We start from the raw sequence: 15405 nt of genomic DNA on the forward strand, positions 1-15405 counted from the left end.
GGGCCGGGTACCGCGAGGTACCCGGCCCTTCGTGCATCATGACCCCCGCGGGTCACGACGGCTCGCCGCTCACGGCGCCGCAGCGAGCCCCTCCCTCGTGATGTCGCGCACCGTGCCCTTCGCGAGACGGAGACGCCGGGTCGCTCGCCGCGCCACCGCCGAGTCGTGGGTCACCACGATGACCGTGATCCCCTCGGCGCACAGCGATTCGAGCAGCGCCAGGATCTCGTCCCGCATGCTCTCATCGAGGTTGCCCGTCGGCTCGTCGGCGAGCAGCACTCGCGGCTTCTTGACGAGGGCACGCGCGATGGCGACCCGCTGCTGCTGCCCTCCGGAGAGCTCCGCCGGCAGATGGTCACCTCTGTCGTCGAGACCGACGTGGGCAAGAGCCTCCGCGACCCTGGCGCGTCGCTCGGCCCTGTCGACCCCCAGCGGCTCGAGCGCCATGTCGACGTTCTCGGTGGCGGTGAGAGTCGGGATCAGGTTGAACCCCTGGAACACGAAGCCGATCTCCTCCGCCCTGATCCAGGTGAGCTCGGCGCTCGAAGCGGACGCGAGTTCGCTGCCGTCCAGCAGAAGCGATCCGGTGGAGGGTGTGTCGAGGGCGCCGAGCAGTTGCAGCAGGGTCGACTTGCCCCCTCCGGTGGGGCCCTGGATCGTGACGAACTCGCCGGACATGATGTCGAGGTCCACGCCCGTCAGCACTTTCACGATGCGCCCCTTCTGCGTGTACGTCCGGGTGACGCCCGTGACACGGTAGAGCGGTTGCTCCCTCCCGTCTGTCGGCGCCGTCGGTGCGAGGTCTGCCGTGATCATGGTCTTCTCCTTCTCTGGGGTGTCCTTCTGCGGGGATGTCGGGTTCGGTCGCTCATCGTTCGCCCGAGACCTGATCATGCGACCGAGCGCAGCGCCTCGGCGGGACGGAGACGGGCGGCCCTCCAGCCGCCGAACGCTCCGGCGACGACACCGCCGAGCACGGCGAGTCCGACGGCGGCCAGCAGCACCCCCGGCGTGAAAGGTGCCTGGAGCACGATGTCCGCCGTCTGCTGTCCCTGGAACACCGCCCCGCCTCCGGTCGGGCCACCGCCCATGCCGCCAGGACCTGCTTGACTTCCCCCGCTCGCAGCGACGGTGGGACGCAGGACGTTGATGAGCACGATGCCGATGACACCCAGGACGAGGCCCGCGGCTCCCCCGATGAGTCCCTGCACCATCGACTCGCCCGCGACCTGGCGAACGACCCGCCCGTTCGACCAGCCGATCGCCTTGAGGGTTCCGAACTCCCTGGTGCGACGGCCCACGCCCGAGAGGGTGAGCAGCACGGAGAGCAGCAGAGCGACGGCGAGGACGATGACGGAGAGCCAGGTGCCGAGGTTCGTGATCAGCGTCGTGGCGCTGGAGAGGGAACCCGACACCGTCGAGGCGAGCTCGGACTGCGACGTGACGGTGGCGTCAGGGAGCTCTTCGGCGAGCGCGGACTGGACCGCATCGATCGAAGCGGCCGAATCGGCCTGGACGTACACGGTGGAGATCACGTCGTCGACTCCGGCGAGCGTCTGCGCTGTGCGCAGCGGCAGATACACGTTCGCCGCCGTGTCCGCACTGTCGGACGTGGATCCGAGGATCCCGACGACCTCCACATCGGAGCCGGCCACGTCGATGGTGTCTCCGACCGTGATCCCGTTCGTGGAGGCGTACGTGCTGTCGACCATGGCGACCAGTGCCTCGGCGTCATCGGCGTCGAGGCCGCGACCGTCCGTGACCGTGGCCGAGGCCATCGGTCCCACGGCGGTGGCAGCTGGATCGATGCCGAGCACGGAGAAGGAGTCCACCCCGAAAGAGCCCCCGCCGCCCGCTGCGCCATCCGGTGGCGTCTGCCCTTCCTCCGGCGCGGCGGGCTGCTCGCCGTCCTGCGGCGCGAATCCACCGCTGGGCACCTCGCCGGAGAACGTGGAGTTCGTGAGGCTCAGCGCCCCGGATGCCGCCGAGACGCCGTCGGTCGCGGCGACGGTGTCGAGCACGGACGAGTCGAGGGTGCCGCGCAGGAAGTCGGTTCGCAGCGTGGACTGTGCGAGCGTGGTGGTCTCACCATCGCTCTCACCGGCATCCGCATCGAAGTCGAAGCGCGGCCCCTCCCCCTGGCCCGGCTCGGCGGCAGCGCCCGTGACCGTGAGGTCGGTGCCGACTCCGTAGACGGACGCGAGAGCCTGCGCCTGGGCGTCCCGCACCCCCTCGGTGAGGGCGTTGACCACGATCACCAGTGCGATCGCGATCGCCAGCCCGATCGCGACGATCAGGGTCTGCTTCCTGCGTCCGGCGAGTTCGCGCCGCAGATATGTTCCGTACATCTCTCTCCTTCCACCGCGGCCATCGCGGGGCGAGATCGACGTTAGGAATCGCGCATAAGCGGAATCGAGGGTCCGGTGATGAGAACGCTATGGAGCGCGGATCACACCGCCCGCACGGCCTCCACGAATGCCCTGGCGCGGACAGCGAGAGCGTCGAGGTCGCCGCCTGAGGTCGCCGCATCGCCGACCAGAGGTCCACCGACCCCGACGCCGAAGGCACCGGCCGCGAGAAAGTCGCCGACGGTGTCGACGCTCACACCTCCCACGGGGATGATCCGCGCGTGCGGGAACGGATCACGCACGGCGCGGATGAAGCCGGGACCGAGCGCCGACGCGGGGAACAGCTTCACCGCCGCGCTGCCGAGGTCGTGACCGCGCTGGACCTCCGTCGGCGTGTAGACACCGGGCAGGACGCCGATGCCGCAGCTGACGGCGTAGGGCACAGATGCGCTGAGCGTCGGGGTGACCATGAACTGCGCGCCGGCGGATACGGCGCGATCGACATCCGCCTCGTCGAGCACGGTGCCGGCGCCGATCAGCGCGTCGACCGGAGCGTCGTGCACCACCTGCGCGATCGCCTCCTCCGCGTCGGGGAGGGTGAGCGCGATCTCGAGCGTGCGCACGCCGGCTTCCAGGAGGGTCCGTGCCGCGGCGACCGTCGCATCGACGTCGGTTCCGCGGAGGATCGCGACGAGCCGCGTGCGGCGCAACCGTTCCCGCAGCTGGTCGTTGTCGACGGCGCTCACAGCGCGCCCTCCCCTGCGATGCGGGCCGTCGGCACCGCACCTCGCCACGGGTATGCGGGGACCCCTCCGACCTCGACCTGCACGCCGAGAAGCGCACCGTCGGCGTCAGCTGGTTCTGCCAGGCCGATGCTCGCGGTGGTGATCACGAGCAACCGGTCAACGAGGGCTACGGCGGTCGGACGCTTCGCCGGAAGGACGATGGTCTCCACGAGCTGACCGTCGGGAGAGTAGCGGCGCACCTCGGAGGCGTCCCAGACCGCGACCCAGAGCATGCCCTCGAGGTCGATCGCCATGCCGTCGGGGTTGCCGCCCTCGACCCGGCACACCGTGCGGCGATTCGACAGCTCCCCGTCCGGCGCCACGTCGAAGGCCTCGATGCTGCGGTCCGGCAGAGTGTCGATGTAGAACAGCGTGGATCCCGTGCTGTCGAAGGCGAGACCGTTGGACACCGTGACCCCTTCCAGGCGAGCAGTCGGCTCACCATCGGGGTCGATGCTCCACAGCGTGCAGTGCGGGTCGCGGGGCATCGACTGGCTGCCCACCCAGAAGCGACCGACCGGATCACCGCCGCCGTCGTTCATGTAGTCCCCCGGTGCGGCGATGTCATCCGTGAGTGGGCAGACGGCTCCGTCGTCGCTCACGTGCACGACGCGACGATCGACTCCGACCAGCCAGCCCTGCCCCGGCTGCGCGAGCGGGATCGGGGCACCGATCTGCGCGCCGACGACGACCGCGGACCCGGGGATCACTCGCCCGCCGTCGATACGCCCGCGGTGCAGCGAACCCGTGGCCATGTCGATCCAGGCGAGGCTGCCGTCGCGACCGTCCCACCGCGGAGACTCGGCCTGGACGTATCGGGCGTCGGAGAGGATCTCGACGGTTCGGGAGGGCAGGGTGTGCGACATCCGGGGGCGTCCTTCGCTGGTAGCTCGTAACCGTTATGTGGCAGACTATCTCACAATATGCATAACACTTGCGAGAAATGTGGACAGACGATGATGAAGGCGGGAAACAGCTGATGGCTCCGACACTCCATGGCTTGATGCCCATCCTGGCAACACCCTTCGACGAATCGGGCGCCCTCGACCGTGCCGGTCTGCGTCGGCTGGTCGAGTTCCAGCTCGCCTCCGGGGTCGACGGTGTCGCCGTCTTCGGCATGGCGAGCGAGGGCTTCGCACTGACGACGGAGGAACGTCGGACGATCCTGGACGATGTCGTCCGGGTGGTCGACGGCCGGATCCCGGTGATCGCCGGCGTCAACGGCACGTCCACCGCGACCTCGATCGAGCAGGCGCTCCTCGCGGAGGAAGGGGGCGCCGACGCGCTCATGGTGCTTCCGCCGTTCATGGTGAAGCCGCCGGCAGCGACGCTCGTCGACTTCTACGGCGACGTGGCCGCGGCCACCTCGCTCTCCGTCATGGTGCAGGACGCTCCCGGCGTGACCGGCGTGGTGATGGCTCCGGCTCTGATCGCCGAGATCGCCCGGCTCGACGGCGTCGACTCGGTCAAGGTGGAAGCTCCCCCGACGGCACCCAAGGTCGGGGCCGTGGTCTCGGCGATCGATGACCCCGACTTCGCCGTGCTCGGCGGACAGAACGCGCAGTTCTGCCTGGAGGAGTACGCCAGGGGCGCCGTCGGCACGATGCCCGCCTGCGAGTTCCCCGACCTGCTCGGCCCGGTGCTCGACAGGTTCCTGGAGGGGCGCGTCGACGAGGCCAGAGCCGAGTTCCGTCGTATGCTCCCTCTCGTGCTCATCGGTCTGCAGGGCGGCATCGCATGGGCGGTGCACAAGGAGGTTCTCGTCGCGCGCGGCATCATCGACCACGCGACGGTCCGCTACCCCGCGTCGCGCCTCGACTCCGGCAGCCGTGCGTCCGTGAAGCTCGTGATCGACGAGCTCGCCCTTCCCCCCATCGCCACCACGGTGCGCGTGTGACCGGCCGCGGCGTGCTGCTGATCGGCGGCAGCTCCGACATCGGTCTCGCGATCGCCCGCGCCTTCGCCGACGGCGGGGACACCGTCGTCGGCGTGGGGATCGATGACAGCGACGACGCCGTCTTCGCGCGGTATCTCGTCGCGGACTGCAGTCGGCCGGAGGCCGCCGATCGCGCCGTCGCGGATGCGGAGCAGGCTCTCGGCCGACTCGATGTCGTCGTGCTCGCCGCCGGACGCATGCCGATCGCCCGCGCCGAGACCACGAGCGACGAAGACTGGCGCGGCGCCCTGGGGGCCACGCTCGACTCGGCGTTCTTCGTGGCGCGCGCGGCTCTTCCCCGTCTCTCCGCCGGATCGTCGATCGTCGCGGTGACCTCCGTGAACTCGTCGCTCGCCGCCCCGGCCTTGGCCGCCTACGCAGCCGCCAAGGCCGGAGTGGACGGCCTCGTACGGCAGCTGGCGCTGGACTACGGCCCCCGAGGCATCCGCGTGAACGCCGTGCAGCCGGGCAGCATCTCCGCGCAGGACACCGGCGAGAGCGAGGGCTACCCGCTCGGACGCATCGGCCGTCCGGAGGAGGTCGCGTCCGTCGTGGCGTTCCTCGCCTCCGATGCCGCGTCCTTCGTCACCGGCACGTCGATCGCGGTCGACGGCGGCCTGTCGATCTCCTCCCCCGCGGCCTGGCTCAAGCCGGTGCTGCGCGAACGCTGGCTCTGACCCGCTCACCTCTACGAAGAAGGCCGCGTCCCTTTCCGGGGACGCGGCCTTCTTCGTATCTCCAGCAGCTCTCGATCAGGAGTTGGCGTCGAGCAGCCCCTGGACTTCCTTCTTCAGCGCGTTGAGGCCGGCCTGCACCTCGACCTGCCCGGCGAGGATCGTCGCGACACCCGCGCCGATCGCGGCGTCGATCTGCGCGGTCACCGCGACGCGGTCCCACGCGGCACCGCGTGCATGCTCGGAGACCTCGGTGCGGAACGCGCCCTGGAACTTGTCCGCCGCGAGGGCCGGGATCTTGTCGGCGACGCTCTTGGCGGCAGGTGCCACCGCGGAGTTCTCGTAGAGCGCGGTCGCCGCTTCGACGTTCGTCGCGGCGTAGAGGATGAAGTCGCGGCTCGTGAGCTCGCCCTCCCCCGCGGTCGCGAAGACACCACTGCCCCAAGCCCGGTTGAACGAGTCCTTGCCACCGGCGGTCGGGCGCGAGATGGCCCCGATGTTGTCGATGATGTTCTGCGCCGCACCGTTCGTCTTGACGAAGGTCGACGCGAGCGGGGCATCGTCGTACAGGGCCGCCCGACCGCTCGCGAACAGGATGCGGGCATCGCTGCGTGCCACGTTCGTCTGCGTCAGACCGGCATCCTGCAGGGACTTGTACCAGGTGACGGCCTTGACGCTCTCGGCATCTCCCAGGGTGCACTTCAGGTCGTCGGTGACCACGTCGCTGCCGAAGCCCCACATCCACGGGACCGCGTCCTTCAGGTCGGGGTTCTTCGTGACGGCGGCGTAGGGGATCAGCGACGAGTCCTGCTTCTTGATCTTCTCGAGCGCCGTGGCGAACTGCTCCACGGTCATGCCCGACTTGATGCCGACGCTCTTCGCGATCTCGCCGTTGGTGATGATGCCGATACCGGCAGCCGTGAGCGGGAGCACGAGCAGCTTGCCGTCCATCGTGTAGGAGTCGAGCACACCCTGCGGGATGCCCAGCCCCTTCGCGAGGTCGGAGAGGTCGGCGAGCACGTTCATGGGGGTCAGCACCTGCCACCCGCCCGACTGCCCGACGCCCATGAGGTTGCCGGAGCGTCCGGTCAGAGCCAGCTGCGTGGCGGCCTGATCGTAGGGGTAGATGACCGGGGCGACCTTGACGCCCTCCTGCTTCGAGAAGCCGTCGAGGATGCCCTGCCACGCCGACTTCAGAGCCTCTTCGCCGAGCGAGTTGCCGTAGAAGTTGATGGTCTTGGCCTTGGTGGCTCCTGCGGCCGTGGCTCCGGCTCCGGAGCCGGGGGCGGCGGGGGTCGCACAGCCGGCGAGCGCGAGTGCGCCGAACGCCGCCAGGACGGTTCCGCCTCCGAGGAAGGCTCGGCGGCTCAGCTGCGAGTTCGAGATGTTCATGGAGACTGCTCCTTCGGGATGAGGGGTGACGAGCGGTGCTGCGGTGCGGCGCTATCCCTTGACCGCCCCGGCGGCGAGGCCGGAGACGAAGTAGCGCTGCAGGAGGATGAAGATGAGGACGAGTGGGAGGGAGGTGATCAGGGACGCCGCCATGAGCGCCGGCCAGTCCGCCGTGCCCTCGCGGATGAACGCCTGGGTGAGACCCGCCGGCAGCGTCTGCTTGTCGGGTCCTGCGAGCGTGAGGGCGAAGAGGAGATCGCTCCAGCCCCGCATGAAGGCGAACATCCCGGCGGTGATGAGTCCGGGGACCACGAGCGGGAACACGATGCGGAACATCGTCCCCGTGCGCGAGAGTCCGTCGACCTTGGCCGCCTCGATGATGTCGTCCGGCAGTGCGTCGATGATGCCCTTCAGCAGGAACACCGCGAGCGGCAGCGTGAACGTCGTGAACGAGATGATCAGTGCCGTATAGGTGTACAGCAGCCCTGCCGAGCTCAGCATCAGGTAAAGCGAGATGAGCAGCAGCGCACCGGGGATCAGCTGACCGATGAGGAACATGAACATGACGGCGTTGCGACCGCGGTAGCGGAACTTCGACAGGGAGTACGCCATCAGTCCGCCGACCAGGACGGCGAGCAGAGCGGTTCCGGTGGAGACGATGATGCTGTTGAGGAGGTTCTTCAGCAGCAGGTCGTTCTGGAAGAAGCCGATGAAGTTCTCGAAGGTCGGATCCACAGGGAAGAACGGACGGTCGAGGGAGAAGACGTCCTCCTTCTTCGTGAAAGCGGTGGCCGTGAGCCAGTACACCGGGAGCAGGCCGAACAGCGCCAGCAGCAGGAGCAGGACACGTCCCGGGATGGACAGGTGGGGGCGGATGATCGACTCCCCCACATCGCGACTACGGCGCATCACTTCTCCAGCCGTCGGTTGAGGAACAGGTATCCGGTGGTGATGATGGCCAGCAGGACCAGCCAGAGCGTGCCCATGGCTGAGGCCTTGCCCAGCTCGTAGCTGCCGAAGGCGAGATCGTAGAGGCTGACCGCGAGCGTCGTGGTCGAGTTGCCCGGCCCTCCACCGGTCATGACGAAGATCGTGTCGAAGTTGCCGAAGTTATAGATGAACTCCAGGACGGCGACGAGGGTCACGGGGCCTGCGATGTGCGGCAGGGAGATGTGGCGGAACCGCTGCGCGCGAGTCGCACCGTCGATGGTGGCGGCCTCGATCTGCTCGCTCGGAAGGGTCTGCAGCACCGCGAGGGCCACGACCATGATCCAGGGGAACGAGTGCCACGTCTTGGCGATGACCACGGCCGCCATGGCGCCGGTCGGGGTGCCCAGCATGCTGACCTCGGGAAGGCCGAACACCGAGAGCACGTGGTTGACGACGCCGTAGCTGTCGTTGAAGATCCACGCCCAGAGGAAGGAGACGACCACACCGGGGAGCAGCCAGGGAAGCATGAGGGCCCCGCGCAGGATGTTCCGTCCGCGCATGCGGGCGTTCAGCAGCAGCGCCAGGGCCACGCCGAGCACGAGCGGGAAGATCGTGGAGAGCGACGCGAAGACGAGGGTCGTGCCGAGCCGCGCGAAGAACTCGTCCCAGACGGCCGCGTAGTTGTCGAGACCGACGAACGTGCGCTCCGGACGCAGGAGGGATTGATCGAACAGGCTCGTGAAGATGCTCGACACGAGAGGGAAGATCGCGATCACGAGGAACAGGAGGACCGCGGGAAGTGCGATCATGAAACCGAAGGTGCGATCCTTCGCGCCCAGCGTGGAGCGTCGCCCGGAGCGTGGCTCGACGGCCTTCTGCTCGCTCTCTGCGGGCCGCTCGAGTATGGCTTGTTGCATTGCAGTCACTTTCCAGTAGAGACGACCCCCGCGGGGCCCTGCGCGTCGTCGTCACAGTCGTCAACGTCGACGTGCGGCCAGTTAACCACAATGCGGATGCGAAATCCACAAAATGCATACGACACCCACATTTGTGTTGCTCGAAGCCATTTCTCTGAATAGGATGACTGGCAGCGGTGACCAGCCGCGACGTCGCCCACGCGGCGACAGTACTGAGGAGGAGTGACCATGGCATCGGAATCGGTGGGCGGCACCCAGACCGTCGAACGGGCGATGTCGTTGCTCGCCTGCTTCACCGAGGAGTCGGGCGAACTGCGGGTCTCGGAGCTCTGCACCCTCACCGGGCTGGGCCAGTCCACGGTCTCGCGGATGATGTCGGCGCTGGACCGCATGAAGTTCGTGGTCCAGGACCCGCGCACCGGCCTGTACCGCCTGGGTCCGGCCGCCGTCTCGCTCGGCACGATCGCCCTCAACGGCTCCCCCATCTTCCGCGCAGCGCGGCAGATCGCGCAGAACCTCGCCCGCCGGATCGAGATCGGTGTGAACGTCGCCGAGCTCAGCGGCTTCACCTTCATGTACCTGTGCAACTTCGAGGGGGCGCTCGCACCGAAGTCGTTCGACATGGCGGGCCGCACGGGTCCCCTGCACGCCACCGGCATCGGCAAGGCACTGCTCTCCGGCATGACCGACGCGCAGGTGGACGAGTACTTCGCACAGGCACCGCAGCGCTTCACCCCGCACACGATCGTCGACCGCGAGGCCATGCAGCTCGCGCTCGATGAGACGCGCAGCCGCGGCTACTCGACCGAGATCGAGGAACTCGCCTTCGGACGCGCCTGCATCGCCGCCCCGATCCGCAACCGTGCGGGCGAGATCGTGGCCGGCATCTCGGCGAGCGGCCCGCTGTCCGTGTTGGATCTGCACGCCCCGCATCAGGAGCTCGCGCTGCAGCTGATCGAAGCCGCCGACGAGATCTCCGTCGCCCTCGGATACAGCCCTTCCCGCACCGCATCCGCGTTCGCCGCGCTCTGACGCCCGGCCGCGACGCTCCCTACCCCTGACCGCGGCACCAGCCGCCGGCCGCTCGCCCATCGATGTCTTTGGAGACCCCTGTGAGAATCACGCGCGTCCAGACCTTTCCCCTCTACCTCTCGAAGGAGGAGGCGAACAACTCCTACGCGGGCGACACCGCCATCGACCACCGCGGCTATGTGATCCGCCCACCGTGGCGGAGCCTGTACTCGCCCGGTTACGAGACCCTGCTGGTGAAGATCGAGACCGACGAGGGGCTGATCGGGTGGGGCGAAGCGCTCGCTCCGGTCGCCCCGGTCGTGGTCGCGGCGATCGTGGACAACCTGCTGGCCCCGCTCATCCTCGGCGAGGACCCGCGTTCGGTGCGCACGCTCTGGCACCGGATGACCGAGTCGATGCGCGAGCGCGGGCACCTCACCGGCCATCAGGCCGACGCCATGGCAGCCGTCGACATCGCCCTGTGGGACCTCTGGGGTCACGCGACCGGGCTCTCGGTCTCGGAGCTCGCCGGCGGACGCTTCCACGAGGTGCTGCCCACGTACGTCTCGGGCATCCGCGGCGTAGACGACGTCGAGCGCGCGGAGAAGACGGCCGAGCTCGTCGAAGGGGGCGTGCGGCGCATCAAGCTGCACCTCGGCGTCGACATCCGCACCGACCTCGCCACCTACGATGCGGTCCGCGGCGTTCACCCCGACCTCGACGTCGCGCTCGACGCGCACTGGACCTACCGCCTCGGCGAGGCCCGTGCTCTCGGCCGGGAGCTCGACGACCGCAGGGCCTGGTTCTTCGAGGCGCCACTCGCTCCGGAAGACGTGGAGGGCCACCGAGACCTCGCTTCCGCGCTCGCGACGCCGATCGCGGTCGGCGAGGCGATGCGCAGCCGCTTCGAGTTCACCGACTGGCTCACCCGCCGCGCGGTCGGCCTCACGCAGCCCGACATCGGCCGTACCGGCATCACCGAGGGCCTCGCGATCTCGGCGGTCGCCGACGCCTTCCACGTGCAGGTCGCCCCTCACCACTCGGCGGCCTTCGGCATCGCGATGGCCGCCGGCGTTCACGTCGCGGCGAGCGCCGCCTCGCTCCTCGCGTTCGAGTACCAGCCGTTCACGCTCCCGGTCGCCAACCGTCTGCTCACGACGCCCCTCGAGGTGCGCGCCGACGGCGGCTTCGTCGTCCCGACCGGCCCGGGCCTCGGCGTCGCGGTCGACGAGGACGCGATCAAGGAGTACGTGCGCCACTGAGTCGTCAACTCTCCTCAGAATCGCGCAAATGGTCGCATCCGCCTGGCGGATGCGACCATTTGCGCGATTCGAACCGGGGAGTCAGTCGCCGATACGGACGAACTGCGCGGCGCTGACCCGGTGGATGCTGGTGTTGCGCACCTCGAGTCGCACCGTGCCCGTCGCACCGGCCGCGTAGCGGAACGAGCCCAGCGAGCGCCAGGCGGCTGCGCCCTGGGTCTGGTCCACGATCACCTCGGAGCTGCCGTTCTGATGCTCCACGACGTAGGCCGCCGACGTCGTGGTCGTGGGGTTCGTCGGGTACCAGACCGAGACACGGTAGAGCCCTGCCTGCGGGAGGTCGACGTTCCACGTCACAGTGCTGCCCACCGAGTCGGAATCGCTGTACCGCGTGCGGGTGCCGTTCCAGCCGGAGAGTCCGCTGGGGTACCAGTTCCCCGCCTCGAGGTACCCCGGCCACGGCGACTGCGTGTGGGCGATCACGCCCTCGTCGGCGACGCGCACGACCACTCCCCTCCTGAGGCTCTGATCGAGGCGTGCCTCGAAGCGCGTCGACGATCCGGGTGCGACACCGGAGCCGGCCGTCACCGTCCAGGTATGGGTCAGATCCGATCGCGGTGGCACGGTGATCGTCGTGCTCTGCTGTCCGACGCTCCACCCCGTGAGCCCGTAGAGGGCGAGCGTGCCCTGCAGGGGCGTCACCCCGGTGTTGATGACGAGTGCGGTCAGCTTCGCGACGGCGCCCGGCCCGCTCACGATCTCGACATCGGAGGTGAGCGACACCAGTCGGCGCCGGTCGATCACCTCGATCGCGGCCGGTCTGAGCGTGACGGGGTCCTCGCCCGTGACCGTGAGCTTCGCCTTCACCTCGACCTCACCGAGCGGTGCGGCGGTGGCGATCACCGCGGCCGATTCCACGCGGGCTGAGCCCTGCGCCGGGACGGAGACGGCCGGGACCGCGCCGTCGAGCTGCCACCCGGACGGGAGTGTGATCGCGACCGTGCCGGTGATCGGATCGTCCGTCGCGTTGCGCACTTCGATCGTCAGCGGCACACGGTCGCCGGCGGTGCCCGTCGCCTGCGCGATGACATCTCCCGCGAGACCCGGGTTCGCACCGCTGATCCGTGCGGGCAGCTTCAGCGTGACCTCGGGCGTAGTCACTCCGCCGGAGGTGATCGTGTACCGGAAGGTGTCGGTCAGGTCGTCGACCGGGATCGTCCATTCGAACGGGTACGCCTTCTGGGGCGCCTGCTGCACCGCGTTCCCGCCGATCCGGTACGACAGCGTCGCCTGCTGTTCCGTGTCGATCTGCACGTACGCGTCGTACCCCTGACCGTCGGGGCGCACCAGGAGCATCCCTCGCGCGACGCCGTACTCGGTCGCCGGGTCGGAGTCGACCTCGTGGAAGCTGTCCGGCCCGTGATCGACGATGTCGTCGAACGGCAGTTCGGGACGCTGCACGTCGACGTCGCGCACCACGAGGGCCACCAGCCCGCGCGCGGGGACCGTCACGGTGACCCGTCCGCTGCTCGCCGCTCCGGTCGATCGAGTGCCGTTCGCCGTCACCAGCTCCACGGGCGTCGAGGAGTTCCGGGGCACCCCGGTGAGGTCGCTGGAGAGGTCGACGACCACCTGCTGCGCGGTCCCGGCGGAGTTGGTCAGGCTGATGTACAGGGCGCCGTTGCCGACACCGCCGATCCAGTTGACCAGAGGGTTGTCGACCGCGATGAGCCCCGCGGGAAGGTACGGCCAGACCCCGTCTTCACCGAAGAACGTTCCCGGGGTATGGCCGTAGGCGAAGAACTTGAAGTACGCGAAATCGGCCTCGAACACGTGCGGGAACTCGATCGCCCCCGCGCTCCGATAGAAGCTCTCGCTGATCAGGTAGTCCATCGCGAGTCCGAGCTGGGCCGGTGCGTGGTGGAAGTAGTACCCCGTGATGCCCACCGGGCCGCTTGTCGCGAAGTCGGGTTTCATGTGCGCGACCTGGAACTGCCGCCCGTAGTAACCGGGGTACGTGGTGAAGCGACCGATCACCATGTTGTGCGCGATGTCGGCGAGCAGCTCGTCTCCGGTGTGGTGTGCCAGGCGCAGCAGTGCTCCGGCCCAGCACGGGTTGAACACGTAGCCGCCACCCGGGTTCGCCAGCGTGCTGACACCGAGCTTGAACGACGACAATGCCTCGAACGTGAGCCCCGACGGGGACACGTACCAGGCCGGCACCGTCTCGGTCGGCACGTCGGTGGTGGGATACGACGGGAGGGACGAGCGCGACTCCCAGTCGTACTGCTGCCTGATCACGGAACCGACCGGCACCGTGACCGTCGTGTCCGGCACGGGGCGCACGGCCGTCTGCGTGATGAAGCGCTGCACCTCGCGGTACGCGCCGTCGAGGAACTCGGACTCCCCCGTGGCCTCGAACATCTCCAGCAGGTCGACCCAGTACTTCGAGAAGCTGTAGGCGAAGCCACCGGGCGGCTGGCCGTTGCTGCGATAGGGCGTCAGGATCTGCTCCTGCGAGTACCGCCGCGCGATCAAGGTGGCTTCCGCGAGATAGGCCGGATCCCCCGTCACCCGGTACGTCGCCAGCGCGTTCGAGAACGGGGCTCTGCTCTGCCCGACCACACCCGCTTTGGTCGCCTGCACCGCGAGCCGCTGGATGCCGGCGTTGCGCCCGTGGGTGAGCTGATACAGCGACGCGAGGTTCACGGCGTCGGTGGGGATCCGACCGATCCGGTACTGCGTCTTGTCGTTGTAGACCGGGCTGCCGATCATCGGCGTATGCCCGATGCCCTTGCGGGAGAGCTGATACTCGACGAGCGGCCTGGCACGGCGGTCGTAGAGGGTGCTGTCCGCGGTTCCCGTCAGGTAGTGCGCAGAGAGCACGACGCCGCTCGCCGCCGCGCGGACGGCATCCTCGTTCTCGACGTCGACGAACCCCTTGGCACGGTTCCACCACCCCGAGTACGACGGCACGTAGTCGATGGAGTCGTCGCCGCTGGGCTCGACGGCGATCAGCTCGGCCATGGCGTGCACGGCGTCGGTGAGCGACCGGTCGTAGACGTTGTGCCGGTACGCCGTGAGGCCGTACTCGTTTCGGCACAGCTGCGTGTAGGTGCCGTACAGCGTGTCGGCGCGCGCGGCGAGGCCGAAGGCGAACCCACGCTGCTGACCGACCGTCATCGCCGTCCGCAGCCCCGGCTGGGGTGCGTACATGGACGGCACGATGTCGAGGCTGTCGTTGCGCAGACTCATGCCGTACGGCTGTCGGTCCGACATCAGCTGCCGCTCGTGCACGAACTCGGCGACCTCCGACGGCAGATAGACACCCGAGGTGACGGCGACGTCGCCGATCGCGTACTGCGTCAGCGCCATCGGTGCGAAGAGCTCCCACGCCCCCAGCGGCGCCGAGCCGTCGAGCACCGAGAGGGCGTGCTGATAGGACCCGCAGAGCACCTCGTCGAGGTCGTCGATCGACCGGGTGTCCTGGCTCTGGTAACCGACGATGTAGTCGCCTGCGGTCTTGGCCGTGAGCACGTAGTGCGCCTCGGGCTGCGCTCCCTCCAGCCGCCAGCGGACCACCAGGTCGACGTCGTCTGTGCTGGTGGTCAGTTCGATCGCCTGCGGCCCGAGCACCTGGAACGAGGTGAAGCCCAGCCAGCTCGGCGCGAGCGGGCCGTACAGCTCCGGAGCGCTCCCGGCCGGCAGCGTGCCCTCCAGCACGAGCCACTGCTCGTCGAAGCGGTGGGCGGGGTCGGTGATCTGCAGCCATCCGCCGTTGTGCTTGACCTCGAGGTCGCGCACGATCGTCGCGCCGCCGTCCCACGTCGCCTGCAGGAAGGTCATGCGATGGTTCTGTCCCACCAGCTGAGCGACCTGTGTGAAGGCGAGGTTCGGTTTGTCCAGTCGCCGCAGAGCATCGGCATACACCCCGCCCGCGGTGGTGAGTTCGGTGGCCGCCGCGGGGGCCATGCCGCCCGGCGAGCCGAGCACCGGGGGGAGCACGCCGGCGATCACGAGCATTCGCAGCACGGAGCGTCGGCTCCACATCAGGGGATTGTGTTCGGCACCGTCGCCAGGAGTTGCATCCATGATGCACATAATGCAATCCCTATGCGATGATGTCAATGCATGCGCCGCACCGATCACC

12 protein-coding genes are annotated in these 15405 nt (G+C 68.7%); 4 read left to right on the forward strand and 8 right to left on the reverse strand.

Translation table 11 applies throughout. The features are described 5' to 3' along the window. Positions 1–69: 69 nt before the first annotated feature. The 4 genes from MOX01_RS13775 to MOX01_RS13790 all read right to left on the reverse strand — a co-directional run bounded on the left by MOX01_RS13775 (position 70) and on the right by MOX01_RS13790 (position 3999). Positions 70–816, reverse strand: coding sequence for an ABC transporter ATP-binding protein (locus MOX01_RS13775; protein WP_141370156.1), 747 nt, complete (start codon positions 814–816; stop codon positions 70–72). A gap of 74 nt (positions 817–890) precedes the next feature. Then, on the reverse strand, positions 891–2348 hold the full coding sequence (locus MOX01_RS13780; RefSeq protein ID WP_141370158.1) for an ABC transporter permease: 1458 nt from the start codon (positions 2346–2348) through the stop codon (positions 891–893). A 101-nt stretch (positions 2349–2449) separates the two neighbouring features. Continuing rightward, a complete protein-coding gene (locus tag MOX01_RS13785; RefSeq protein ID WP_206549501.1) occupies positions 2450–3094 on the reverse strand; it encodes a bifunctional 4-hydroxy-2-oxoglutarate aldolase/2-dehydro-3-deoxy-phosphogluconate aldolase in 645 nt (214 codons plus the stop codon). Beyond that, a complete protein-coding gene (locus MOX01_RS13790; RefSeq protein WP_141370160.1) occupies positions 3091–3999 on the reverse strand; it encodes an SMP-30/gluconolactonase/LRE family protein in 909 nt (302 codons plus the stop codon). Before MOX01_RS13790 ends, MOX01_RS13785 begins: the two co-directional genes overlap by 4 nt. A gap of 137 nt (positions 4000–4136) precedes the next feature. Between MOX01_RS13790 and MOX01_RS13795 the strand changes: the two genes are divergently transcribed. Both MOX01_RS13795 and MOX01_RS13800 read left to right on the forward strand, forming a co-directional pair. Next, positions 4137–5030 carry a dihydrodipicolinate synthase family protein gene (locus MOX01_RS13795; RefSeq protein WP_230977940.1) on the forward strand — a complete coding sequence of 298 codons (894 nt, stop codon included), beginning with the start codon at positions 4137–4139 and terminating at the stop codon, positions 5028–5030. Beyond that, the gene (locus MOX01_RS13800) at positions 5027–5746 is read left to right on the forward strand and encodes an SDR family NAD(P)-dependent oxidoreductase (RefSeq protein ID WP_046748917.1); all 720 of its coding nucleotides are present in this window, start codon (positions 5027–5029) and stop codon (positions 5744–5746) included. Before MOX01_RS13795 ends, MOX01_RS13800 begins: the two co-directional genes overlap by 4 nt. A gap of 75 nt (positions 5747–5821) precedes the next feature. Here the strand turns inward: MOX01_RS13800 and MOX01_RS13805 are convergent, their stop codons facing one another. Genes MOX01_RS13805 through MOX01_RS13815 form a run of 3 tightly spaced genes read right to left on the reverse strand, consistent with a single transcriptional unit; the run spans position 5822 to position 8982 of the window. Next, positions 5822–7135 (reverse strand): type 2 periplasmic-binding domain-containing protein, encoded by a 1314-nt coding sequence (locus MOX01_RS13805; protein WP_141370164.1) that lies wholly within the window; start codon positions 7133–7135, stop codon positions 5822–5824. Between the two features lie 51 nt (positions 7136–7186). Next, complete coding sequence (locus MOX01_RS13810; protein WP_052674532.1) at positions 7187–8044, reverse strand: carbohydrate ABC transporter permease; 858 nt, start codon at positions 8042–8044, stop codon at positions 7187–7189. After that, entirely contained in the window at positions 8044–8982 is a 939-nt protein-coding gene (locus MOX01_RS13815) for a carbohydrate ABC transporter permease (RefSeq protein ID WP_045262209.1), read from the reverse strand. The genes MOX01_RS13810 and MOX01_RS13815 overlap by 1 nt, the downstream gene beginning before the upstream one ends. Before the next feature lie 228 nt (positions 8983–9210). Between MOX01_RS13815 and MOX01_RS13820 the strand changes: the two genes are divergently transcribed. Further along, positions 9211–10014 (forward strand): IclR family transcriptional regulator, encoded by an 804-nt coding sequence (locus tag MOX01_RS13820; RefSeq protein ID WP_046748916.1) that lies wholly within the window; start codon positions 9211–9213, stop codon positions 10012–10014. Positions 10015–10094: 80 nt separating this feature from the next. Further along, positions 10095–11255 carry a mandelate racemase/muconate lactonizing enzyme family protein gene (locus MOX01_RS13825; RefSeq protein ID WP_141370166.1) on the forward strand — a complete coding sequence of 387 codons (1161 nt, stop codon included), beginning with the start codon at positions 10095–10097 and terminating at the stop codon, positions 11253–11255. Between the two features lie 81 nt (positions 11256–11336). Here the strand turns inward: MOX01_RS13825 and MOX01_RS13830 are convergent, their stop codons facing one another. After that, a complete protein-coding gene (locus MOX01_RS13830; protein WP_141370168.1) occupies positions 11337–15347 on the reverse strand; it encodes a golvesin C-terminal-like domain-containing protein in 4011 nt (1336 codons plus the stop codon). Between the last annotated feature and the right edge of the window lie 58 nt (positions 15348–15405).

The sequence above is a fragment of the Microbacterium oxydans genome, assembly GCF_006540085.1.
Taxonomy (GTDB): Bacteria; Actinomycetota; Actinomycetes; order Actinomycetales; family Microbacteriaceae; genus Microbacterium; species Microbacterium oxydans.

Coding starts and splice junctions, on each gene's coding strand:
- MOX01_RS13775 (WP_141370156.1), bottom strand. CDS start 816: ATGATCACGGCAGACCTCGCACCGACGGCGCCGACAGACGGGAGGGAG.
- MOX01_RS13780 (WP_141370158.1), bottom strand. CDS start 2,348: ATGTACGGAACATATCTGCGGCGCGAACTCGCCGGACGCAGGAAGCAG.
- MOX01_RS13790 (WP_141370160.1), bottom strand. CDS start 3,999: ATGTCGCACACCCTGCCCTCCCGAACCGTCGAGATCCTCTCCGACGCC.
- MOX01_RS13795 (WP_230977940.1), top strand. CDS start 4,137: ATGCCCATCCTGGCAACACCCTTCGACGAATCGGGCGCCCTCGACCGT.
- MOX01_RS13805 (WP_141370164.1), bottom strand. CDS start 7,135: ATGAACATCTCGAACTCGCAGCTGAGCCGCCGAGCCTTCCTCGGAGGC.
- MOX01_RS13810 (WP_052674532.1), bottom strand. CDS start 8,044: ATGCGCCGTAGTCGCGATGTGGGGGAGTCGATCATCCGCCCCCACCTG.
- MOX01_RS13815 (WP_045262209.1), bottom strand. CDS start 8,982: ATGCAACAAGCCATACTCGAGCGGCCCGCAGAGAGCGAGCAGAAGGCC.
- MOX01_RS13820 (WP_046748916.1), top strand. CDS start 9,211: ATGGCATCGGAATCGGTGGGCGGCACCCAGACCGTCGAACGGGCGATG.
- MOX01_RS13830 (WP_141370168.1), bottom strand. CDS start 15,347: ATGGATGCAACTCCTGGCGACGGTGCCGAACACAATCCCCTGATGTGG.